This window comes from Symmachiella dynata (genome assembly GCF_007747995.1).
GTDB classification, from domain to species: domain Bacteria; phylum Planctomycetota; class Planctomycetia; order Planctomycetales; family Planctomycetaceae; genus Symmachiella; species Symmachiella dynata.
In genome coordinates this window covers 6,029,098-6,050,013 of the sequence record NZ_CP036276.1, presented here as the reverse complement: position 1 = coordinate 6,050,013, position 20,916 = coordinate 6,029,098, and the positions used below count along the sequence as shown (strand labels likewise).

The 20,916-nt window shown below is 56.4% G+C and carries 20 protein-coding genes; 8 read left to right on the top strand and 12 right to left on the bottom strand.

Annotated elements, in window-relative coordinates:
* Positions 1–111 precede the first annotated feature (111 nt).
* Positions 112–1,206: a Holliday junction branch migration DNA helicase RuvB gene (gene ruvB / locus Mal52_RS23010; RefSeq protein WP_145378866.1), complete on the bottom strand. Its 1,095-nt coding sequence runs from the start codon at positions 1,204–1,206 to the stop codon at positions 112–114.
* A 572-nt stretch (positions 1,207–1,778) separates the two neighbouring features.
* Here ruvB and Mal52_RS23005 point away from each other — a divergent pair.
* The 4 genes from Mal52_RS23005 to Mal52_RS22990 all read left to right on the top strand — a co-directional run bounded on the left by Mal52_RS23005 (position 1,779) and on the right by Mal52_RS22990 (position 6,257).
* A complete protein-coding gene (locus Mal52_RS23005; RefSeq protein ID WP_145378865.1) occupies positions 1,779–2,228 on the top strand; it encodes a hypothetical protein in 450 nt (149 codons plus the stop codon).
* Positions 2,229–2,630: 402 nt separating this feature from the next.
* Complete coding sequence (locus Mal52_RS23000) at positions 2,631–3,518, top strand: DUF1559 domain-containing protein (RefSeq protein ID WP_145378864.1); 888 nt, start codon at positions 2,631–2,633, stop codon at positions 3,516–3,518.
* 154 nt (positions 3,519–3,672) lie between these two features.
* A complete protein-coding gene (locus tag Mal52_RS22995) occupies positions 3,673–4,989 on the top strand; it encodes a Gfo/Idh/MocA family protein (protein ID WP_145378863.1) in 1,317 nt (438 codons plus the stop codon).
* A 164-nt stretch (positions 4,990–5,153) separates the two neighbouring features.
* Positions 5,154–6,257: a glucose 1-dehydrogenase gene (locus Mal52_RS22990; protein WP_145378862.1), complete on the top strand. Its 1,104-nt coding sequence runs from the start codon at positions 5,154–5,156 to the stop codon at positions 6,255–6,257.
* A 64-nt stretch (positions 6,258–6,321) separates the two neighbouring features.
* Here the strand turns inward: Mal52_RS22990 and Mal52_RS22985 are convergent, their stop codons facing one another.
* Genes Mal52_RS22985 through Mal52_RS22975 form a run of 3 tightly spaced genes read right to left on the bottom strand, consistent with a single transcriptional unit; the run spans position 6,322 to position 8,296 of the window.
* Positions 6,322–6,996, bottom strand: coding sequence for an ABC transporter permease (locus Mal52_RS22985; RefSeq protein ID WP_197534409.1), 675 nt, complete (start codon positions 6,994–6,996; stop codon positions 6,322–6,324).
* Positions 6,993–7,901: an ABC transporter ATP-binding protein gene (locus tag Mal52_RS22980; protein ID WP_145378860.1), complete on the bottom strand. Its 909-nt coding sequence runs from the start codon at positions 7,899–7,901 to the stop codon at positions 6,993–6,995. The genes Mal52_RS22985 and Mal52_RS22980 overlap by 4 nt, the downstream gene beginning before the upstream one ends.
* The gene (locus Mal52_RS22975; RefSeq protein ID WP_197534408.1) at positions 7,898–8,296 is read right to left on the bottom strand and encodes a GntR family transcriptional regulator; all 399 of its coding nucleotides are present in this window, start codon (positions 8,294–8,296) and stop codon (positions 7,898–7,900) included. Before Mal52_RS22975 ends, Mal52_RS22980 begins: the two co-directional genes overlap by 4 nt.
* A 230-nt stretch (positions 8,297–8,526) precedes the next feature.
* Here Mal52_RS22975 and Mal52_RS22970 point away from each other — a divergent pair, with 230 nt between their 5' ends.
* Both Mal52_RS22970 and Mal52_RS22965 read left to right on the top strand, forming a co-directional pair.
* Positions 8,527–8,751 carry a hypothetical protein gene (locus Mal52_RS22970; RefSeq protein ID WP_145378858.1) on the top strand — a complete coding sequence of 75 codons (225 nt, stop codon included), beginning with the start codon at positions 8,527–8,529 and terminating at the stop codon, positions 8,749–8,751.
* Between the two features lie 177 nt (positions 8,752–8,928).
* Complete coding sequence (locus tag Mal52_RS22965) at positions 8,929–9,186, top strand: SHOCT domain-containing protein (protein ID WP_145378857.1); 258 nt, start codon at positions 8,929–8,931, stop codon at positions 9,184–9,186.
* Between the two features lie 31 nt (positions 9,187–9,217).
* Here Mal52_RS22965 and Mal52_RS22960 read toward each other — a convergent pair whose 3' ends face one another.
* Positions 9,218–9,583, bottom strand: coding sequence for a DNA polymerase ligase N-terminal domain-containing protein (locus Mal52_RS22960; RefSeq protein WP_145378856.1), 366 nt, complete (start codon positions 9,581–9,583; stop codon positions 9,218–9,220).
* Between the two features lie 193 nt (positions 9,584–9,776).
* Here Mal52_RS22960 and glnA point away from each other — a divergent pair, with 193 nt between their 5' ends.
* Both glnA and Mal52_RS22950 read left to right on the top strand, forming a co-directional pair.
* Positions 9,777–11,189 carry a type I glutamate--ammonia ligase gene (glnA, locus tag Mal52_RS22955; RefSeq protein WP_145378855.1) on the top strand — a complete coding sequence of 471 codons (1,413 nt, stop codon included), beginning with the start codon at positions 9,777–9,779 and terminating at the stop codon, positions 11,187–11,189.
* A 57-nt stretch (positions 11,190–11,246) separates the two neighbouring features.
* Positions 11,247–11,996: a TrmH family RNA methyltransferase gene (locus Mal52_RS22950; RefSeq protein WP_145378854.1), complete on the top strand. Its 750-nt coding sequence runs from the start codon at positions 11,247–11,249 to the stop codon at positions 11,994–11,996.
* Positions 11,997–12,010: 14 nt separating this feature from the next.
* Here Mal52_RS22950 and ruvC read toward each other — a convergent pair whose 3' ends face one another.
* The 7 genes from ruvC to Mal52_RS22915 all read right to left on the bottom strand — a co-directional run bounded on the left by ruvC (position 12,011) and on the right by Mal52_RS22915 (position 20,817).
* Positions 12,011–12,547 (bottom strand): crossover junction endodeoxyribonuclease RuvC, encoded by a 537-nt coding sequence (gene ruvC, locus Mal52_RS22945; protein WP_145378853.1) that lies wholly within the window; start codon positions 12,545–12,547, stop codon positions 12,011–12,013.
* Positions 12,548–12,660: 113 nt separating this feature from the next.
* Positions 12,661–14,214 (bottom strand): cysteine--tRNA ligase, encoded by a 1,554-nt coding sequence (cysS, locus tag Mal52_RS22940; protein WP_145378852.1) that lies wholly within the window; start codon positions 14,212–14,214, stop codon positions 12,661–12,663.
* Between the two features lie 174 nt (positions 14,215–14,388).
* Positions 14,389–14,883 carry a 2-C-methyl-D-erythritol 2,4-cyclodiphosphate synthase gene (ispF, locus tag Mal52_RS22935; RefSeq protein ID WP_145378851.1) on the bottom strand — a complete coding sequence of 165 codons (495 nt, stop codon included), beginning with the start codon at positions 14,881–14,883 and terminating at the stop codon, positions 14,389–14,391.
* Between the two features lie 154 nt (positions 14,884–15,037).
* Positions 15,038–16,228, bottom strand: coding sequence for a pyridoxal phosphate-dependent aminotransferase (locus Mal52_RS22930; protein WP_197534407.1), 1,191 nt, complete (start codon positions 16,226–16,228; stop codon positions 15,038–15,040).
* 433 nt (positions 16,229–16,661) lie between these two features.
* Positions 16,662–17,171 (bottom strand): hypothetical protein, encoded by a 510-nt coding sequence (locus Mal52_RS22925; RefSeq protein ID WP_145378850.1) that lies wholly within the window; start codon positions 17,169–17,171, stop codon positions 16,662–16,664.
* 156 nt (positions 17,172–17,327) lie between these two features.
* Entirely contained in the window at positions 17,328–18,866 is a 1,539-nt protein-coding gene (locus Mal52_RS22920) for a hypothetical protein (protein WP_145378849.1), read from the bottom strand.
* Positions 18,867–19,020: 154 nt separating this feature from the next.
* A complete protein-coding gene (locus Mal52_RS22915; RefSeq protein WP_231962423.1) occupies positions 19,021–20,817 on the bottom strand; it encodes a hypothetical protein in 1,797 nt (598 codons plus the stop codon).
* Between the last annotated feature and the right edge of the window lie 99 nt (positions 20,818–20,916).

The following is a 20,916-nucleotide window of genomic DNA, read 5'->3' as shown; positions in this document are numbered from 1 at the left end:
AGGAGCTTCGCCCTCCCGGAAACACCTCACCACCTCTCAACGCGCAGCGACCAACGGGAGCGGCCTATACAAATTGAGCGGAAGCTCACACCAAGCGGCTGTGCCGCCGCATTAGAATGGTTTGGCTTGTCCTGTGCCGTCGTCTGCGGGGGTGGCGAGGCCGAGGTGTTGGAAGGCGGATAGGGAGATCATCCGGCCGCGGGGGGTACGTTTGATGAATCCGCTCCGTAACAGAAACGGTTCGATTTCATCTTCCAGCGTATCGGGGGGGATGTTCATGCTATGTCCCAGCGCTGCCACACCGGCTGGTCCGCCGTCGAAGACGCGGATCAGCGTTTCCAGGTAGCGGCGGTCTTGGCGATCCAGACCCGTTACATCGATTTCCCGTTTTTTAAGAGCCTCGACAGCTACTTCGGTGGAGATGCGGCCGTCCGCTTCGCTATCGGCGAAATCCCGTGTCCAGCGGAGGAAGCTATTCGAGTTGCGAGGTGTCCCCCGGCTGCGGCGAGCGATCTCGATTGCAGCATCGTGCGTGATTTCGACGTTTAGCTTTTTCGCATTGCGGGTGACGATTTCCGTCAGTTCCTCGACCGTATAAAACTCAAGGTGTTCACGATTGATGAAACGATCTCGCAGCGGCGCTGTCAGCATGCCGCTCCGTGTGGTGGCACCGATCAGGGTGAAGCGTTTGAGCTTCATGTTAATCGTCCGCGCATTGAGCCCTTCGCCCAGAGTGATGTCCACGCGAAAATCTTCCATCGCCGGATAGATAAATTCTTCGACCGACGGAGGCATGCGGTGGATTTCATCGATGAAGAGCACCGAACCGTGACTCGCATTGGTCAGATACGGCAACAGGTCTTTCGGGGCGCTGAGCGATGGCCCGGAGGTGATTTGACATTCCGTGCCCAGTTCGCGGGGGAGCACGGTCGCGAAGGTGGTTTTACCCAAGCCGGGAGGGCCGTCCAGCAACAGGTGACTGAGCGGCTCATCCCGTTTGCGGGCAGCGTTCAGCATGATCTGCAACCGTTCGACGACAGCCTGCTGCCCCACGACGTCTGCCAGCCGTTGAGGCCGAAGGTCGTCCAGGCCGTCCTCGTCAAACAACGGGGTCCCTAACCCACCGCTGTTGTCTTCGCTAAGTTGATTCTCATGAACGTCATGTTGATCGTCATTGTCGCCGCCGATGATCGGTTTCCGCACCATCCGTGACCTCGCAAGTAAAACAGGCTTCCCGCTCCGGTTTTGTCAAAAGGACCGGGATCGGGCGTTTTTCGCCAACAGTGTTGCACTCGCGAAAGTATACCTTTGTAGAGGGGATCACCATAGCCCCGTGGTTTACGGGCCGAAATGAAAATCTGAACAGATTGGTCAGAACCGTGCGTTTAGATGTGATGGCTGAAACTCAATTGACTGAGTTATCAGCATGAAGGGATGAGACGCGGTCCTTCGAAAAAAAATCTGCACCGCGACTCAAACGGCTCTTAAGCACCATTTGAACGTGTCAGAATTATGCCGCAATAAGAAAAACTCTTATCGGCCAGTAAGTTTGTAGAAATTCGGCGTTTCCTCGTGGAAAAGCGTGGTGAGAGCAGGGGGCGACGAGCACATTGCCATCGCAGTTTTCTTCACATAGAAATCGGGAGAATTGCTGTATCTGCATCGAATGCGCTATTGCAATCGGTTTGCGGCGTTGCCATAATCAATGAACGGCGAGTCGTTCATGAAGCAAAAACGTAAGCCGCAATGAATCGTATTTTTCCATTGGAATTTCAGTGATGGTCCTTCGCTACGTACGCAAATGCATTGCCATCGTCGCGGTCACCGCCTATATCGGGCTGGCCGTGGGCGGGCATGCATTGCATGACGTCACCTGCGATCACGACCATACGGCCCATGCGGCAGCTACGCCGGAATCGGTCACGCAATCGGAGCATCATGGGCATCACCATGGTCATCATCATCACCACGATGGCCCTGTGCACAAGACGGCTCAGGCGGAGGCCAACAAGACATCGTTGCCTCACAGCAATCATGACCATGCGCCGCAACCTCGGCACGATCATGATTGTCTCATTTGCCATTTCACTGCTCTGACGATGGCCATTGTTGCCGACGCAGTGGAACTGCCCGAGGCGCCCCGGGATGCAGTGTCGGTAGCGACAGCGGCGCCATTGCAAACGGTTTATCAACCGTTTGGCGGCAACCCTCGCGCACCGCCAGCATAACTTCGCCCGTTGAATCAGGGTGCCACTGGCGGCTTGTCCGCCAGTGCCTAATCGCGACCTGCGTAAACACCGGTGGACGATCCACCGGTAGTACCCGTTTCACCAGTTTCTGCTGGAAATTCAACAGGCGACTCCCCGCGAGCCGACAGCGCCAGGTGCGATGCGTCGATTCTCTAAAGCGTCCGCGTTTCTGTCATCGCCCCAACAGGGCAGGCCGCCGTGTGATGTATTGAATCTGCACGTATCTCCTTCGCGATGTTCGGCAGCAGCGGTCGGTTCAGACCATCAGGCATCTTGCTGATATCGGTTCGCGCCTGCGCGAAGCGGACTTCGATGCGCGGTTATACACACAGATTATTGCGTCATTATTTCCTCATAAAATTTCTTCATAAGGTACGTCACATGCATTCCAAACGCCTCCGCAGGGGTTTTACTCTGATTGAACTTTTGGTGGTGATCGCGATCATCGCCATCCTCATCGCACTGCTTCTTCCCGCTGTCCAGCAAGCCCGCGAAGCCGCACGGCGGACCCAGTGCCGCAATAATCTCAAGCAAATCGGCTTGGCGCTCCACAACTACCACGACATCCATTTGACATTGCCCCCAGGTTGGATCGGCGTCGATGGTTCCACGAACCTGCCCTGGGTCGAAGGGGATGGCGGTTGGGGCTGGGCAACCATGATTTTGCCGATGCTCGAACAAGACCCGCTGTATAAAGCAATCGACTTACAGGCTCCGCTACTGGATCCGACCAACGATCCGGAGCGTGTGTATACGCTCAGTGCCTTTCGCTGTCCGACCGACCCCGGCCCTCCCACTTGGACGATCAATAACGAAGGAACCGGCATGCCGATTACGGAACTGGCGACATCCAATTACGTCGGCTGTATTGGGACCATTGAAATGGAGGACTGTGAAGGCCAGGCTCCCGGTTTTATCTGTAGCGGAGACGGGACCTTCTACCACAATAGTTCGGTCCGACTGAAGAACATGTCCGACGGGACCAGCAATGTGATCATGGCCGCCGAACGGAGTTCGGCAATCGATATGTCCACTTGGTTGGGAGTCGTGCCGGAAGGGGAAGAGGCTTTTGCCCGGATTTTGGGAACAGCCGACCATACCCCCAATCACCCCGACGCGCATCTCGACGATTTTAGCAGTATGCACACGGGGGGGATTTTTTGTGTCTTCGGCGACGGCCGTGTGAAGTTTATCTCCGAATCGATCGACCTGGGCGTCTATCAGGGACTCTGCACGATTTCCGGCGGAGAGATCTTGGGCGAATTCTAAGCTATAAAAAACGTCTATCATGCGCGGATTCGATGTGCCCGCCCTCCCGGCTTGGTTCCGGGGGGGCGGGTGATTTGTTTGAGCCTTGATTCAAACGCCCGAATCCGCGTTAATAAACAAGCGATAGCGTCATTCTGCCCCAAGGAGTAGCCCCATGAGTGAATTCACAAACGATCCCCGAAGTCGCCGCCGTTTTTTGAAACAGGCAGCGTCGTTAGCGACTGCCAGCAGCATTGCCCTGCCTGCGGTCATTCCCACTGCCTGCGCCGCATCGAATAGCCCCAACGAACGGCTGCGTGCCGGAGCGGTCGGCACATTCGCTCGAGCCCGCGCCAACATTAACGGCATTTCCAAGGCCGGTGTCGACATCGTCGCCATGGCCGATATTGATGCGAACCGCATGGCGGAAACCTCAAAATCGTTTCCCAAGACCAAAACCTTCGAGGACTTTCGCCACGTTCTCGATTACGAAGACCTAGACATCTTGATCGTCGGCACCCCCGACCACACCCACGCGATTCCGGTTGCCGAGGGATTGCGACGGGGCATGGCGGTATATTGTGAAAAACCGCTGGCGCATTCCGTGCATGAATGCCGCGTCATTCGCAATTTGGCCGCCGAGAAAAAAGCGGTCACGCAGATGGGATCACAGATTCATTCCGGCGATAACTACCGCCGCGTGGTCGAAGAAGTTCAAGCAGGAACCATTGGCGATGTGAAACGCGTGCATGTCTGGTTAGGCAATGGGCCGACCGTCGTGGGGAAACGTGTCAAAAAAGCCGAAGTTCCTAAGGGCATCAATTACGACTTGTGGCTCGGACCGGCACCTTATCGTCCCTTTCACGTCTCGCACTTCCATTTCGATTGGCGTTACTGGTGGGATTTTGGGGGCGGCTGGTTGGCTGACTTCGGTTGCCACTACATGGACTTGCCGTTTTGGGCTCTCGATTTGCGCTACCCAACCAGCGTGGTTGCTAAAGGAGAGAAGGCGCACGAGGGCGACAACGAGGTGCCGCACAAAATGCAGGTCGACTACCAATTCCCCGCCCGCGGCGACCAACCCCCGGTCCACCTCACCTGGTACCACGGCGGCTGGATGCCCGAAGGGGCCGAGGTGTACAACAAAAAATCGGCCGTGCTCTTCGAAGGAGATAAAGGCCGCATCCTCGCCGATTATGGGTCCAGAAAAGTCTTTCTCGACAACGGCAAAGAAGCCGAACCGGTCGAACAGACGATTCCCAACTCGATTGGCCATCACAAAGAATTCGTCGAAGCTGTCAAAACCGGTGGACCGACCACCTGCAATTTCGACTACTCCGGCGCACTGGCCGAAGCGGTCCTATTGGGCAATGTCTCCTACCGCACCGGCGGCAAGGAACTGCAATGGGACGCAGAAAACCTAAAAGCCACCAACGCCCCCGAAGCCGATCAATACATCCAACGCGAATATCGCAAAGGATGGACTCTTTAAAAAGAGTGGTCAGTGGCCGGTGGTCAGTGGCCAGTCTCCGTAGTTTTTAATCCATTTTCAGGCTGCCGGTTTGCGACCAAGCCACCCCCATGGCGGTGGCATTCCGCAGCTTTTTTTCTGGCCACCGGCCACTCGCCACTGGCCACTGCTTCAACTGGAAACCAATGAAAGCCATCGCCGTACGTCCTGGTCAAGCCAATAGTGTTCACATGGCCGAGTTGCCCAAGCCTGCTGTCGCGGATGTTCCCGACGGGCGGGGGGTGTTAGTCCGTGTGCTGAAAATTGGCGTCGATGCCACTGACCGAGAAATCAACGACGCCCTGTATGGTGCCTCGCCGCCAGGATACGACTTTTTGGTGCTCGGGCACGAATCGTTCGGCATTGTTGAAGAAGTCGGCCCGGCCGTCAAACATGTGCAGCCGGGCGATTATGTGACCTGCACGGTGCGGCGTCCCGGTGGCTCAATCTTCGATCAAATTGGCCGTAGCGACATCACCAGCGAAGAGGTCTACTACGAGCGGGGCATTAACCTGCTGCACGGTTATCTGACCGAATACTTCGTCGACGACGCGGAATTCATCGTCCGCGTCCCGGTCGGGCTTAAGCACCTGCACGTACTGGCCGAACCGATGAGCTGCGCCGCCAAGGCGGTCGAGCAGGCATTCGAAGCGCAAAAGCGATTGCAGGTCTGGAAACCAGAGCGGGCATTCGTCACCGGTGCCGGGCAAATCGGCCTGTTGGCCACATTGATCCTGCGACTGCGGGGCATGGAAGTCTACACAATCGCCCGCAGCGGCAAGCCCAGCCTGAAAGCCGAAATCGCCGAAGCCTACGGCGCGACCTACGTCAGCACCCGCGAGATATCGCTCAAGGAGTTGGTCGAACAGGTCGGCAAGCCGGACTTAATCATCGAAGCCACCGGCAGCAGCCAAGTCGCCTTTGAAGCAATGGAAGTCCTCGGCCACAACGGCGCGATCGTCTGGACCAGCATCACCGGCGGCCAACGCAACATCCAAATCCCCTCCGACCACGTAAACCTCAACTGGGTATTAGGCAACAAACTACTGTTGGGCTCAGTGAACGCCAACTACCGCCACTTCGAATCGGGCATCGCCGACATGGCCCTGGGCGAAGTCACCTACCCCGGCGTCACGGAGCGCATCCTAACCAACCCGGTCGATGGTTTGGAGAACTACGCCGAGATGATGCGGTTGCTGGTGGAAGAGAAATCAGCGCTGAAGGTGTACGTCAACGTCGCCGAAGGCTAACGGGCCCCCCAGCCCCCGGCTCCGCCGGGGGGCACCACGCCATACGCCAAACAGCCGAACTCTATCAAGGCTCGACACGGCGCAAATAATACACGCAGCCGACGATAAACGACGCCACCCCCACCAAACTGCAGGCGGCCCAGATTGTCTGAGGGAACCAAGCATCGCTAGGAACCCCCATTAGCATGTTCGATACGCTTATCCCGATGGCAATGACCAATGGGACCAGTAGCCCCAGCCCTACCGGTCCGCCGTTACTCGAAAGCATTGAAGACGCGCACCACCCCGTGCCGGCCGCCGCAATTCCGAATGCCCCCACTGCCCCCATTGTCCATAAGAATTCATAGAATCTTCCTGCCCATTCCATGTCACTTTTCAGAAAGATCCCCACTCCAATCGCTGTCAGATTCCAGCCAATCATGATCGCCGCCACCCCGAACAACAAGATTCCCTTACTGACGAGAATTTGCCGCTTAGAGGGAGGCAGGTAAGCGAGAAATTCCGCGGAACGGTCTGCGCGTTCCGTGGCAATGATATTACCACCCAGCAGTGCCATGCTGATGTAAAAACCAGCGAAGCCGAGAGAGCCTCCCGACATCAGAATGCGTGGCCAAAACGACGTCGGCGAACCCGCATTCGGTACGAGAGCGACAAGCACATATGGGGCCACAAGAGAAAACAGTCCCGCGATCAGCGGCAGGCGGTTAATGCGCACGTCTTTCCAGAATAATGCCTTCATATCGTTGTCTTCGCTCCTTTGACATAATCCTTGAACAAATCCTCCAAACAGAGGTCGGCGACGTCGACCACTTCGACCGAGTTTTCCGCCCGCAATTGGGTGAGGACATCTGTCGAGAACCCTGCGACGGTCAATGACCATTCGCGCCGTTGCACGCTTTGCCAAATTGTTCCCTCGGGTAAATGCTGCGGCAGGCAGCCGTCGCGCAGCACCGCGCGGACCCGTTTCGTCGAACCCAGCAAATCATCCAACGGGCGATTCACGAGTAATCGGCCGTGATACATGATGCCCACATCATCGGCCAGACGTTGTACATCGTCGATTGAATGGCTGGAAAACAGCACGGTACTATCGCCGCGGCAAATGGTCCGTAGTACGCCATCCAAAAACTCCTCGCGAACCAGGGGATCCAACCCAGACATCGGTTCGTCCAACACGAGCAACTCCGGTTCGTGGGACATCGCCAACAACAACGACAATTTGGCGACCATGCCCTTAGATAACTGGGCGACTTTTCTATCGATCGGCAGCTCAAATAGATCCAATAGCTCGTCGCACAATTCGTCGTTCCAGGACGGATAAAACGACTTTACGAAACCAATGACTTTACGAACCGTCATCCAGCGATAGATGTGGTGTAATTCCGGGACGTAGCCGACGCGTTGTTTCATGGCGGACGGAGAATCCGCCACGTTGATTCCCAACACAGTCGCCGTTCCGGCATCAATCGAGAGCATGCCCATCAACATTTTGATGGTGGAACTTTTACCCGCTCCATTTGGCCCCAGCAGGCCGAACGTGCTGCCACGGGGGATGACGAGGCTCAGGTCTTCGACGGCGGTCGTCTTGCCGTACCGCTTTGTCAGGCCTTGCAGTTGGATGGCTGCTTCGGTTTGATTGATCATGATTTGATTGGATTTCCTGGCTGGTCCAAGGATTGGCTGAGAGCGTTCTCAAAGAGCATCCGAATCCGGTCGGGCGGCAATTCGGCTGTATGTCCGGCACGAATCGCAGTGCACAGCAGTTTCACGACTTTCCGTTCCGCCGCGCCCCGCGCGGACGCGGTCTGTCCGCCAGCCACGAACAAACCGACCCCTCGTTTCGAATAAACAAACCCCGCACGCTCAAGTTCGTCGTAGGCCCGCTGTACGGTGTTGGGATTGACGCGAATCTCCCCCGCCAAAGCCCGCAGCGACGGCAGCATTTCGTCCGCGCGATAGATTCCCGCGTCGATCGCTTGCAGGATTTGCGATGCAATTTGTTTATAGATGGGAACGTGGCTTTTGGGATCGATAATCACTTGCTGCTCCACCGTTGGGTTAGTGCACTAATGCAGTGTAGCCAGGGGTGAGTCGCGATGCAAGAGAAAAACTCTTGGATAACTGACAACGCCCCCCCACGCCCCCCCACGCCCCTCCCCGCCAAAATTTCCCGTGATCTCCGCACCAAATTTCGGTAAAGTCTGTTGGGCGAACAGCAACGTTTTCGCTCCGCGTTCACACAAGGCAATAACAGGGATTGGGATTTCGCATGGGTATTTTCTTTCTGCTGGCGGTGGTGTTGGCGATTTTCTTCTACGAATGGTTCCGGCGGTTCATCACGTTGATGCTCTTGCCCGACGACTGCTTTCCGGGACGTTACGACAAACTCATTTGGGGCCTCGCGTTCATATTTCTGTTTTTCGTGACCCCGATGACGTTTTATTATTGGCAACGGGCGTACCTGCAGGTGAAATCAAATGAGACGGCCACTTAGGTTAGGCCCACAACGCGCACCAGCAAACGCGCTATCGGCAAGCGCTGCCCATTGAGATAGGCGTTCGGGGTCGCTATTCGCCTTGACCGGTTTTGATGGCCCGGTTAAATTCCCGCCCCTCTCCTCTCTCTTACTCCCAATTGCGCCTCACTTTTCTCAATGCTGCGGAGTCGTTCTATGCGTCCTGCCTTGCTGTGCGGAGCGTTGTTGCTGTTGAATTTGCTGATCGGTTGCTTGGCCTTAACGATCGGCGAAAAGACAACCGTCGTTCCCTCGGTCGGCGAGCAATTGACGCATCTCAAAGCGGCCTTTGACTCCGGTGCGCTGACCGATGCGGAATATACGTCGCAAAAAATGGCCCTGCTCAACAAGTCCACGGAGCTGAACGAATCGCCGACCCAACTGGCGACGTTCGAAACCGAATCGGCCGAGTAGTTTGCAGCGGCATTCTGTTGCGATCCACAACTCACGAGGCGGACGTAAAGGCGAACGTCCAGTCGTCATCATCCGTCTCCCGCGACAACACCGCCGTGCCGGTCAAGCGCTCAGACTCCAAGCGGAATTCGATTCGCAGATCCGTTTCGGACAGCAATTCGTATGCACCCACGTCCCAGCGGGTGACGGTTCCTCGGTTGCTGCTGACCTCGCCTTCGTAGTCCAGGTATACTTTCCGGTGATCCGGGAGTGGTTCCGCGACGACTGCACTGGGGTGATCGGGCGGGTGGGAGAGCCGGAAAGTGCGCAGAGATGCCTGTTTTTCGAGCATGAGGTCCCAGTGCAATTCGGGCCAATCATGCACGAGCACCACAAATTTTGCCTTAAAATTAGGCATTTTTCGATTTTGGCTCCAATTTTTTCGCCAAAGGGCGCGTGTTTCGCTCTAGTTCGGGTATTCTGGTGGGCTATTGTGCGGCCTCGCAGGAGGCTACAGGTGGCATTGGGGTCTCCCCGCAATGAAGTTGTCGCCCGAATATTTCACCCTGCAATCATACATGTTGACGTAACCGACTGTCAGGAATAATTCCATGACCCCACGTGAAGTTCTCGCGCTCTGCCGCGAACGGGAAATCAAAGCTGTCGATCTGCGGTTCATGGATTTTCCAGGAATGCAAAAGCACTTTACCGTGCCGATGCAAGCGCTCACGGAGGAGAGCTTCGAGGATGGATTCGGTTTCGATGGTTCGTCAATCCGCGGTTGGAAGGCGATCAACGAAGCGGACATGCTGTTGATCCCCGTGCCGGAATCGGCGATGGTCGATCCGTTCATGCAAAGTACGTTGGCGCTGTATTGTAACATTCACGATCCCGTCACAGGCGAGGAATATGCCAAGGATCCCCGCAACGTGGCCCGCAAAGCCGAAAATTACATGAAGTCGACCGGTCTGGCCGACGCCGCGTTTTTTGGCATTGAAGCGGAGTTCTTTTTGTTCGACGGCGTGCGATTTGAGCAAAACGAACATGAAGGCTATTATCACATCGACAGTAGCGAAGGCCAATGGAATCGCGGCCGCGAGGGAGCAGCAGGCAATGCGGGTTATAGTATTCGCTACAAGGAAGGTTACTTTCCTGTCCCACCGGCGGATACGCTGCAGGACATCCGTACCGAGATGATGCTGACGTTGATGGATTGCGGTGTCGAGGTCGAGTCGCAGCACCATGAAGTCGCTTCCGGTGGGCAGTGCGAAATCGACATGAAATATCAGCCGCTGGTCAATATGGCGGACAATCTGCTGTTGTATAAATACGTCGTTAAAAACGTCGCAGCGCGGCATGGCAAGACAGCGACCTTTATGCCCAAACCAATCTGGAACGACAATGGGTCGGGCATGCACATTCATCTCTCGTTATGGAAAAATGACGAACCCCTCTTTGCCGGCAGCGGCTATGCGGGCTTAAGCCCCGTGGCGATGTATGCGATGGGGGGGATTTTGAAACATGCTCCGGCATTGTTGGCCTTTTGTTCTCCGACGACCAACAGCTACAAGCGGCTGGTGCCGGGGTTTGAGGCCCCGGTGAATTTGGCTTACAGCAGTCAAAACCGTTCGGCAGCGATCCGCATTCCGGTTTATAGTCCCAGTCCAGCCAAAAAGCGTTTTGAATTCCGTTGCCCCGATCCTTCCTCCAATGGCTATCTGGCGGTTTCGGCCATGTTGATGGCGGCCTTGGACGGGATCCAGAACAAGATCGATCCTGGTCCGCCATTGGATAAGGATATCTACGACATGCAGGCGGATGAGCTGGAGACGGTCGCCAAGACGCCGCGCTCTTTGGAAGAGTCATTGAATGCGTTGCGGGATGACCACGAATTCCTGTTGCGCGGCGATGTGTTCACTGAGGATGTTATTGACACGTGGATTTGGTACAAAACAGAACATGAGGTGGAGGCGCTCCGCGCCCGACCCCATCCATTTGAATTCGCCATGTACTACGACGTGTGAACAGAAGCAGTTGGCCGACGGGCGGACTGTGTTTGCCCTGCGGGAACGAATGTCACCATGCCCAAAGCCGCCAATGGCCGCACGCGCGATGCGGTTCGCGACTTGCCGATTTTGGCCAGCCCCGTCCCTGAACATCCACTCGATGCGCAGATGACCGCAGAACGGGTCGCGCGGTATCGCCAAGTGCTATTGCGACGGACCGGACGAATCGCGGTCGTCGTTGAGGACTGCCACGATCCGCACAATGCCACAGCTGTCACGCGAACCTGTGACGCATTTGGCATCAACCGACTGCATGTCATCGTGGGTGAGACACCCTACCGTGTGAATCGTCGCGTCAGCGGTGGCTCGCATCATCATGTTGATATCCGCACGCACGTAAATATCGAAGAGGCGTATGCGGAGTTGCGCCGCGACGGTTTCAAAATTGCAGTCAGCGGGCTCTCAGACGATGCCTTGCCGGGGCCGCAACATCTCTTGCCTGTCTTGGAGTCGCAACCATTGGCGTTGGTATTCGGCAACGAACATACCGGCGCGAGCGAGTTCGCCGATTCGCAGGCGGATATGCGTTTTCTGATCCCCATGGTCGGATTCGCGCAAAGCCTCAACGTCTCCGTCTCCGCGGCGATTACGCTCTATACACTGCGGCAAGAAGCATTGACGAACGCCGCCAAAGGGGATCTCAGTGACAAAGACCAACGACAGTTGTACGACGAATGGGTCCGACGGTATCGTGGAGAAGCGGGCGAGAAATACCTCCGCCGCCTGGGGCGCGGGAACGAGCCGCTGGATGTCTATCACCCATAACGTGCGCAGGAAACTTACGTCAGCGCGTTGATGTTTGTGATGCGGCTACTGTAGTAATGACACAGGGCCACCGCTGAGGCATCGGCGACGTCGTTGGGTTCGGGAATCGCCTCCAGACGCAACTCGTTTTTGATGGCGTGCTGCATCTGTTCCTTCGAGGCCCGTCCACTGCCGGTGAGCAGACGTTTGATCTGTGTCGGTGTGTAGTGCACGACCTGCATGTTCCGCTCGGCAGCTGCCAACAATATCGCACCGCGCGCGTGAGCCATCAACAGCGCCGGTTTGGGATATTTGCCGGTGGAAAAAATCTGCTCGATCGCCATGCAACCAGGCTGGAACTCATCAAGCACTTCTTGCAAGCCGACACTCAACTCGTGCACGCGTTTGTGCAGCGAGTTCTCGACTGTCGAGGAAATCACGCCCCCCTCAAGCAAGCGGGGTTCACGGCGCCCACGTTCCAGCACCGCATAACCCGTGCGATGCAGTCCAGGATCAATCCCCACATACCGCTCGCCCAGTTGCGGAATCGTATGAGTCGGAACACCATCCATAGTGGAATCCTCAGTTAACGCGACCGACGTACCTTACCTCACGATATCGCTACGGCAGTAGGAACGCGCTCCCTCATTTCTGGCCACTGGCCACCGACCACTGGCCACTCCTTTTATGACCGACTCCATTGCACACCGTCAGGCCGGTCCTCCACAACAACGTTCAGTGCCGCCAGGCTGTCACGGATTTTGTCAGCGACACCCCAGTTTTTGGTTTCACGCGCTTCGCCACGAATGTCGAGGATCAAGTCCATCAAAGCAGCAGCGAATTCGTCGTCCGCGCCGCCACCAATTTTTTCCAGCGGTTTGATAAACACGCCGAGCAGGTTGGCCAATTCCTTGAGCATGGTCAGTGCGGTGGTCAGCGTGGCGATTGACTCTTCATTTGCGCCGCCGTCGGCCAGTTTGTTGGCATTGATAAATCCGTTGATGGCTTTGCGCATTTCAAACAACGTGCCAATGGCGCCGCCGGTATTGAAATCGTCATCCATCGCATCCAAGAACCGGCGACGCAACTGTTCGAGTTCTTCGAACAACTCGGGCGGCCCCCCCTTCAGAGGCGTGGTCGATTCCCGTTTCGTCGGAGCTTGGATGTCATAAAAGCTTTGTCCGCTGATTCGCTCGTAAGCTTCAAATAACCGATAGAAGCTATCGAGTCCCTTGCCGGTTTCGGCAATCCGTTCATCGCCGAAATCGATCGGGCTGCGATAGTGCGTTGCCAAGAGGAAGAAGCGGACCGTTTCCGGCTGGTGCACGGCGAATAATTCTTTCACCGAAGCAGCCCCTTTGGACCCGGCGAGTTTATTGGCTTCTTGCGCCGCTTGGTCGGTGGCATCACCGTGCCGATCATGTCCGCCGCCGACTTTCCCTGGAGCACCGCTGGCCTGCATCAGACCGTTGTGTAGCCAATAGCGGGCAAAGGGCTTGCCGGTACAGCTTTCGGATTGAGCCAATTCGTTTTCGTGGTGCGGGAACATCAAGTCCAAACCGCCGCCATGAATGTCGAGCGTCTCGCCCAAATACTTCATGCTCATCGCCGAGCATTCGATATGCCATCCCGGTCGTCCCGGTCCCCAGGGACTTTCCCAAGCGGGCTCGCCCGGCTTTGATTTTTTCCACAAGGCGAAATCGGCGGGATTGCGTTTGCGATCGTTGGCTTCGACGCGGGTGCCGGCCATCATTTCCTGGACGTTGCGGCGGCTCAACTTGCCGTAATCCTCATCCGCATCGACCGAGAAATAGACATCTCCTTCCAGCGGATAAGCAGCATCTTTTTCGATCAAGTTGGAGATGATGTCCAACATCTCCTGAATGTGCTCCGTCGCGTGCGGAAACAGATCGACCGATTCGACGCCCATCGTCTTGAGGTTGTCGTAATAGTCTTGTGTCATCTCTTTGGCGAGGGCTTCGACGGTTGTACCGTTTTCATTTGCCCGCACGATCAACTTATCGTCGACGTCGGTGATGTTGATCACAAAGGTGACTTCATAATCGACGTAGGTCAAATAGCGTTTGACCGTGTCGAAAATCACCGGCCCGACCATGTGCCCGATGTGCGCCGGTTTATAGACCGTCGGCCCACACAAATACATGCCCACCTTGCCGGGCACGACGGTTTGGAAATCTTCTTTTTGACGGGTCAACGTATTGTAAACGCGCAGTGTCATAGGTCTTCCGTGTCGTGTCGTTTAAAAGGAAAGGAGGCTTATCATTACTATTGTCGAATTGACATTGGGGGAGTTAAAAAATTCTGGCTCGCTCTGAACGACGGCAAGCCGTCGGTTTGGGACTTTTTAGTTCCCCGTCCGCGAATCTGTGTTTAATCTGTATTCGATCTGTGATTAAGAATTCTCTCGCCACAACAAAACCACCGCTGTCGCATCCATCGATTCGCCGCGACCGATCGGCCCCACGTGTTCGCCGGTTTTGGCTTTCACGTTGACCACCGCTTCAGCAATGCCCAACAGTTCGGCCAAGCGTCGATGAATTTGTGGTTTGTAGGGTGCGAGCTTAGGTTGTTGGGCGTGAATCGTGCAATCCAAGTTCATGAGTTGCCAACGCTCAGCACGGACCTTTTCCCAGGTCCGCTTTAATAACTCCGCCGAATCGATCCCGGCAAACTGGGCATCGGTATTGGGAAATTCCTCACCGATGTCGCCCATTCCGGCTGCTCCCAGCAGGGCATCGATGATTGCGTGCAGTAACACATCGGCGTCGCTGTGACCGGCCAGTCCATGATCGAATTCGACCGACACACCACCCAGCACCAATGGGCGTCCCATTTCCAGTCGGTGCGTATCGTGACCCATCCCCACACGGAGATCTGGCGGATTCATGGAAAGCCATTTCTAGCAAAAACGGTTGTTGTCTTGGCGGCAGATAATCCGCGCAACTCCGGCGGAGTATACCGGTTGCGCATCATAGCGAGCGGGCCGGATCAGGGCAACGTGACCTGCCTGACTCCGGCCGTACGCAATGGCTGCGCTGAGATCAGGCCGACAAAAACGCCTCGAGCCGATCAAAGCCCGCCTTGAGCGTCTCCATGTCGGTCGCAAACGACAACCGGACGTATCCCGGAGCACCAAAGGCATCGCCCGTCACCAGGGCGACGTGCGCTTCTTCCAACAATGCGGTACAGAAATCGCTGGCATTGTCGACGACTTTACCACCGCCCAACGGCCGACCGAAATGTGCTGCGACATTAAAGAACGCGTAAAACGCGCCTCCCGGCTCGGCGAAGGTCACCTGCGGCAAGGCGCGCAACCGCTCAAGCACATATTCCCGTCGCACGGCGAATTCTTTGCGCATCTCTTCCACGCACTCTTGCGGCCCGTTTAATGCGGCAATGGCTGCGTACTGGCTGATGCTGCAGGGGTTCGAGGTTTCCTGACTTTGTAGCTTGTCCATCGCCTTGATGACCTCCGCCGGGCCCATCGCCCAACCAATCCGCCAACCGGTCATCGCATAGGCTTTGCTCACACCACTCACCACCACCGTTCGATCCCACATCCCTTCACGGAGCGTGGGGAGCGAGCGGAACTCGGAGCCTTCGTAGATCAGTTTTTCATAGATCTCGTCCGACATGACCAGCACGTCGCGTTCGACGGCGACTTGGGCAATGGCCTCCAATGCCTTGACCGGATAGGCGGCGCCGGTGGGATTGCAGGGGTTGTTGAGCATCATCAGTCGCGTCTTTTCAGTGATGGCAGACTCGAATTGCTCAGCCGACATGCAAAATCCACTCTCCTCAGTCGTGTCGACCATCACCGGGGTCGCGCCGGTCAGTTCGACCAGGGCGCTGTAGCTGACCCAGTAGGGGGTGGGGATGATGACTTCGTCGCCCGGTTCGCAGGTGGCGGTGAGCAGATTGTGGATCGAGTGTTTGGCGCCATTGGAGACCAGAACCTCGCTGGGCTGATACTGCAGACCGTGATCCCGTTCGTAAGCGCTACAGATCGCCTGCTTCAATTCAGCGATTCCCCCTGAGGGGGTGTAGTGCGTATGGCCGGCTTTCATGGCGGCGATGGCCGCGTCTTGTATGTGCTGCGGGGTGGTGAAGTCCGGTTCGCCTAGCGTGAATTCATAGACCTTAACGCCCTTGTTTTTCAGCTCTTTGGCCTTAGCGGCCGCGGCAATCGTGGCGGATGGTTTCAGGGAGCGAATGGACGCGGAGATCTTCATGGCGATTCTGAACTTCGTTTTAAGATAGCGTGAAACACAAATCGAGGGCTTGCTGGAACCCAAGGTCGATTGTTCTCGCCGGGTGTCGAGGCGTCAAGTGCCTTGGCCATCTCACGTGCCAAAATCCCAATTTTTCGCATCGGTCGGCGGCGGTCTGCGCGGGCCCGATCGAGTTACGTCAATCTCTGCGTTGCACCACGACGCCGGTTACGGGCAGGTGAAATTCAGCAACGGCTTACACGGCAAGAGATTCCGCTTGACGGATTTTTTGCAAGCTATTATAAGTGCGCGCAGATGGATCGGGTTAAATGGCTGCAAAAGAATTTGTGTAAACATCGCACGCTTTGCGATGAAGTGTTTTAACCGTCGCTTCTCTTTGTATTGGGCGCCCAAGAGAAGCACCTCTAAGACAGCCGGTGCCTTCTTTTCAAGTCTAGGAGCCACGGAATATGGCAACACGTACAGCTGCGAAGAAATCAAAGTCCCCCGCAAAACCGGCCGCCGCACGCAAGACTGCGACCCGGTCGACGAAGGCCAAGACCGGCGCAGCTAAGACAACCGCCAAACGGGCGACAGCTGCCAAGTCGACAAAAGCCAAAACAGGAGCTGCAAAAACCACGAAGGCCAAACCGGCCACGGCCAAACGGGCCACAGCTGCAAAATCGACCAAGGCCAAAACGGCAACAGCCAAGCGGACCACCGCTGCCAAGTCGACCAAAGCCAAGACCGGTGCTGCAAAGACCACCAAGGCCAAACCAGCGACGGCCAAACGAGCCACCGCCGCCAAGTCGACGAAAGCCAAAGCCGGTGCCAAGAGCACGACACGCAAAACGGCCACCCGTTCGACGAAAGCCAAGGCTGGCGCCAAGGCCACCACTCGTAAGACGGCCACTCGCTCGACTAAAGCCAAACCGGCTGCGGCCAAGAAACCGGCCACTCGCACACGCAAAGCTGCTAAGTAAGCAGTTGTTGTCGACCGGTGACGGTTGCAAACGTGGCAAACAAAAAACAGGCTGGACCAATTTTGGTCCAGCCTGTTTTCATGAATAGGTCGTTAAAGCCCTGCGTTGCATGTCACACAACTTTCAAGGCGTTCGGTTCAAAACTGAACCTTGTATTTGTCCGTCATTTGCAGCCGTAGTTTGGCCATCTCTTCTGCGATGGCATCCAGTGTGTTGAACGTGGCAGAGGCCGCTTTGGACCGCTGTTCGACGCTGATCATACGCTTTTGCGTACCACGTCGGGCGCGGCCGGCCGCTTCGGCGTTGGCGTTGTACAGACCACCTCCACGGTAATAGCCGTAGCTGGAGCTGCCACCCCATCCACCCCACCGCGTTCCGCCATAGAACGCGCCGTATGAGCCGCCGCGACTGAGATTCACACTGGTTTGTTGCAGCACTTTGCGCGACGATGTTCCCCGCAGAGTAGCAGCTGTCTGTCGCAAGGTGATGGCGACATTGAGCGCGAAATCGACCAACTGTGGATCGACGCCCAGCGTGGGGAGGGCTTCCAGGTCGTCAGCGCGTTCGCGGAACCAGCGTGCATACATGGTTGCGTTCGCTCCTCGGTAGTCCCCAACCTTAGCCACGATGTCTTCGATATCCCGGTAGTAATTGAGGGCCATTCGTGCCTGTTTGCTTGCCTCGTCCTCAGGCTCGTTACCGCCGGGATAGTCTCCGGCTCCATACATTTTTGCCTGGAACCGTGTGTCGACCATCGCAAACAAGCGGTCGATGGTTTGGCGGGTCAGTTTGCCTTGCAGCATCCATGTCTTGCCCGACGCACTGGCATTCCATTCCCGGAACTCGTCAGCATGAATCCCCATGTCTGCTAACAGGTCGATCATCAGATCCTTGTAGTCCTTCAGCGGACCGGCCGGTTTGTCAAAATCAAAGCGTAAAGTGGCGGCAGCATTTTTCGAAATCTGCACGTCGAATGACAAACCCTGCACGCTGGCGATTATTTCAGCGATTTCATTAACTTGGTCTTGATGTTTTTCAAAGGCTTCATGATCGGCGATATGCACGCGCACGACATCGGGAGTTGTAATATCCTGCAAATCCAAAGCCATAACAATCGGCGTGCGATCTGTCACCCTCTGCATAGCCTTCTGCAGATACTCACCGAGCGCATAGGATTTTTTGGCTCGCAACCAACGTGCCACCTTTTGCCGGTTCGCGGGATGCAAAATGGCCTCTTGTTTTTCCCCAATACGAACGACATACGACTCCCCACCGGTTTCCACAGCAGGATTGCCCTCAATGTTGTCGACGTTGGATTTGAGCTGGTCGGCCACGTCTTGCATGTTTGGCGCAGATTCTGTTTCGATCAACGTGATTTCCCACGTCGACTCGATGTTCATCGGCTGGACCATCGCTCCCATCAACACCTGATTAATTTCAGGACCGGTTCTCCCCGTCTTTTCGCGGACTGCTTCCCGCTGCTCTTTCCACTTTTCAGCCTTGGCCATTTCCGAGGCTTCCAGTGCATCGACATCAATCGCGATCAGCGCATTCGTTTCAGCCGGCAAATAAGTCGATAGTTTTTTGATTTGTGCCTCGGCCTGATTGGCCGTGCAAACGAACGACGCAACAACAACGGCCGCCAGCGGGATTCGGCAGTGCAGTTTTAATCTCATGGATCACGATCCTTTGGAGAGGGGAGAATTCCGAGTTGAATAACCAGAGAAGAGCAGAATTCATGCTACCGTGGGCGGACCCTCAACGCAAATGATGATCAGCTTGCGCCAACATCATTTCCCCTGAAACTGCTGCCGAATCGCACTGATGGGACTATTTCTTGAAATTCAGTCCCGGATCGTTGGGGGCTCCGCCCGTCATGCGGAAATTGAAGCCCTCAGGGCCGTCCCACGACATGTCTCCGACCATTGCTCCGCCTCCGTCACTGGGAACGAGAGTCAGTATGCCGTTGCCGGCGGTGTAAGTTCCGGAAAACTTGTCGGTCTTGCCTTGGCTGGTGTAGACCCAAGTGAACTTGCCATCCTTAGTCAGGTCTAAGTCAAACCGATCGTCGCCACGCGCCGCATACCATTTGCCGTCGACTGTCGCGCCTTCTGGCTGTGGATTGCTCGGGGGTGGTTCGACTGCGGCAGGCGGATCCTCTCCGTCGCTGCCTTCGGTCATGCCGGCCAACAATTGGGCGGACAACTGGTCATTCGGGTTCAACTCGACAACCTTTTTGAGTTCTTTGACCGCGGCTTCGTTATGGCCGCAGGTGATGTACTCGTAGGCCAACAAGAATCGCACGTTGGCCGAATCGGGATGTTCGTTGCGATATTTCTCCAGCTTTCGCAGTTGCTCGGTATAGGTCGCCGGATCGGCGTACAGGCCACTCAACGTGGTCCAATCCCATCCCGGCCCTGCGGAGAGCACGGCATAAATCACACCGGCTGCTTGGTCGTAGTCGCCCATCGCGAACAAAACCAATCCGCGGAATTCATGCAAGACCGCGTCGTTGGGCATTTCTTTCAGCGACTCATCGACGAGTTGCAAAGCCCGCTTGTAGTCCATTTGCTTAAAGGCTTCACGGGCTTGATCAAATTGATCCATCGCCGGATCGGGGGCTGAATCCGCTGGGATTTCACCGTATTCATCCGGCGCAGCCACCTCGATTGGTTGCGAGTAGTTATAAACAACAGAAGTGCTGGGAGTACTGACATAATACGGATTGCTATACGGAACATATCCCCAGTTGTAGATCGCGCTGCCCAGACCGTAGGCGGCGAAACCCCAGGCAACCGGATACGCGCGCCAGCCATAGCCCCGGTGTCCGTTCCAGTACCCATGATGCCAGTTGTTGTAACGGTTGTTGTGGTAGTTCCATCGTGCTCCCCCATAACCGGGACGCTTCCCGTACCCCGGGCGATTGCCATAGCCAGGCCTGTTTCCGGGACGGTTTCCAGGTCGGTTACCAGGCCGATTGCCGGGGGGGCGGTTTCCAGGTCGGTTGCCATTGCCAGGTCGGTTACCTGGACGGTTTCCATCGCCGGGTCGGTTGCCGGGGCGATTGCCGTTGCCTGGGCGATTTCCATTGCCGGGTCGGTCACCGATACCGGGGCGACTTCCTCCGGGGCGATTGCCATTCCCCGGTCGGCTGCCACCTGGACGACTGCCACCGGGACGGTTGCCATTCCCAATGCCGGGGCGGCTGCCCCCGGGACGGTTGTTATTACCTGAGCCGGGGCGACTGCCACCGGGACGGTTCCCACTTCCAATACCGGGGCGACTTCCACCCGGTCGCGTACTGGGACGTGAACCACCAGGACGCGTGCTGGGACGTGATGAACCTCCAGGGCGTGTACTGGGACGTGAACCACCGGGACGTGAACTGGGGCGCGAGCTCGGGCGTGAACTGGGACGGCTGAATGAGCCGCTCCGGTTGGCACCGCCACGCGATCCACCGCCAGCACGTGCACCACCACTACGTGCTCCACCGCCACTGCGTCCGCCTCCCCGTCCTCCTCCGCCGCGTCCGCCTCCGCCTCCGCGTCCGCCGCGACCGAAGGCGTCACCGCTCATCAGCAGGGGGACCAGAATGATGACCATGGTGATCGAGATGTATTTTTTCATCGAACCTTCTCCTCAAACGGAAAACTCGCTTTGAAGCGGATTATGAGTCGCCTCAACGGTGAGGTGGATATTCATGCGTTGCGGGAAGCAACGGGACGT

Bases quoted from the DNA above. Each gene is read 5' to 3' on its own strand.
- ruvB (WP_145378866.1), bottom strand. From the start codon at position 1,206: ATGGTGCGGAAACCGATCATCGGCGGCGACAATGACGATCAACATGAC.
- Mal52_RS23005 (WP_145378865.1), top strand. From the start codon at position 1,779: ATGGTCCTTCGCTACGTACGCAAATGCATTGCCATCGTCGCGGTCACC.
- Mal52_RS23000 (WP_145378864.1), top strand. From the start codon at position 2,631: ATGCATTCCAAACGCCTCCGCAGGGGTTTTACTCTGATTGAACTTTTG.
- Mal52_RS22995 (WP_145378863.1), top strand. From the start codon at position 3,673: ATGAGTGAATTCACAAACGATCCCCGAAGTCGCCGCCGTTTTTTGAAA.
- Mal52_RS22990 (WP_145378862.1), top strand. From the start codon at position 5,154: ATGAAAGCCATCGCCGTACGTCCTGGTCAAGCCAATAGTGTTCACATG.
- Mal52_RS22985 (WP_197534409.1), bottom strand. From the start codon at position 6,996: ATGAAGGCATTATTCTGGAAAGACGTGCGCATTAACCGCCTGCCGCTG.
- Mal52_RS22980 (WP_145378860.1), bottom strand. From the start codon at position 7,901: ATGATCAATCAAACCGAAGCAGCCATCCAACTGCAAGGCCTGACAAAG.
- Mal52_RS22970 (WP_145378858.1), top strand. From the start codon at position 8,527: ATGGGTATTTTCTTTCTGCTGGCGGTGGTGTTGGCGATTTTCTTCTAC.
- Mal52_RS22965 (WP_145378857.1), top strand. From the start codon at position 8,929: ATGCGTCCTGCCTTGCTGTGCGGAGCGTTGTTGCTGTTGAATTTGCTG.
- Mal52_RS22960 (WP_145378856.1), bottom strand. From the start codon at position 9,583: ATGCCTAATTTTAAGGCAAAATTTGTGGTGCTCGTGCATGATTGGCCC.
- glnA (WP_145378855.1), top strand. From the start codon at position 9,777: ATGACCCCACGTGAAGTTCTCGCGCTCTGCCGCGAACGGGAAATCAAA.
- Mal52_RS22950 (WP_145378854.1), top strand. From the start codon at position 11,247: ATGCCCAAAGCCGCCAATGGCCGCACGCGCGATGCGGTTCGCGACTTG.
- ruvC (WP_145378853.1), bottom strand. From the start codon at position 12,547: ATGGATGGTGTTCCGACTCATACGATTCCGCAACTGGGCGAGCGGTAT.
- cysS (WP_145378852.1), bottom strand. From the start codon at position 14,214: ATGACACTGCGCGTTTACAATACGTTGACCCGTCAAAAAGAAGATTTC.
- ispF (WP_145378851.1), bottom strand. From the start codon at position 14,883: ATGAATCCGCCAGATCTCCGTGTGGGGATGGGTCACGATACGCACCGA.
- Mal52_RS22930 (WP_197534407.1), bottom strand. From the start codon at position 16,228: ATGAAGATCTCCGCGTCCATTCGCTCCCTGAAACCATCCGCCACGATT.
- Mal52_RS22920 (WP_145378849.1), bottom strand. From the start codon at position 18,866: ATGAGATTAAAACTGCACTGCCGAATCCCGCTGGCGGCCGTTGTTGTT.
- Mal52_RS22915 (WP_231962423.1), bottom strand. From the start codon at position 20,817: ATGAAAAAATACATCTCGATCACCATGGTCATCATTCTGGTCCCCCTG.